Consider the following 796-nt stretch of genomic DNA (forward strand, 5'->3'; position numbering starts at 1 on the left):
TGTAATGGTCAAGTTTTTCTGGAGAGATTTTAAGCCGCTTTTTTTAACTCATTATATTTTTGATGTGGCGTCTTATAATCTATTGCCGAATGTCTGCGTTTGTAATTGTAGAACTGAATATATTGCTCAACCACGCCCACAACTGCGCTGTGATTGATAAAAGCTAACTGGTTTAATCTTTCAGTCTTTAAACTCCTGAAAAATCGTTCCATCACCGCATTATCCCAACAATTTCCTCTACGACTCATACTTTGTTCAATACCTAAAGACTTTAGCTTTTCTCTGAACACGTTAGCAGAGTACTGGCACCCTTGGTCGGAGTGAAACATCAATGCCTGTGTATTGGGCCTCTGACGCTGTATCGCGTTATTTAAGGCCGCTGTCGCTAATGCTGCATTGGGTTGACTTGATAAAGCATATCCAACGATCTTTTTGGTTCCTAAATCAAGCACACAGGCTAAATAACTCCAGCCTTGATGTGATTTTATATAGGTAATATCTCCAACCCAGTGAGTATTACAGGTTGTAGGATTAAACTGTCGTCTAAGCAAATTAGGGGCGTAAACTTGCTCCTCACCTTGATTAGGATAGTAATGTTTTTTCTTTGGCCTAATCGCCCTTAGCCCCAAGTTTTTCATTACCGTAGAAATAGCGTAAACACCGACTCTACAATCTAAATCAAGTAGTTCAGCCTGTATTCTTCGTTTGCCATACGTCGAGTGTGAGTCAGAGAAAGCTTGCTCTATTAATTGTATCTGAGCCTGTTTTTCAACGCTTTTGGGGATCGGTTTGTAAT

At 39.9% G+C, this 796-nt stretch carries 1 protein-coding gene; it reads right to left on the reverse strand.

Annotation, left to right across the window (positions count from 1 at the left end; translation table 11 throughout):
- Positions 1 to 29: 29 nt before the first annotated feature.
- The coding region (locus tag H5073_RS17980; protein ID WP_182680928.1) for an IS3 family transposase at positions 30 to 796 on the reverse strand (767 nt) is incomplete at its 5' end.

It is taken from the genome of Shewanella sp. SR44-3, assembly GCF_014163735.1.
In the GTDB taxonomy this organism is placed as follows: Bacteria; Pseudomonadota; Gammaproteobacteria; order Enterobacterales; family Shewanellaceae; genus Shewanella.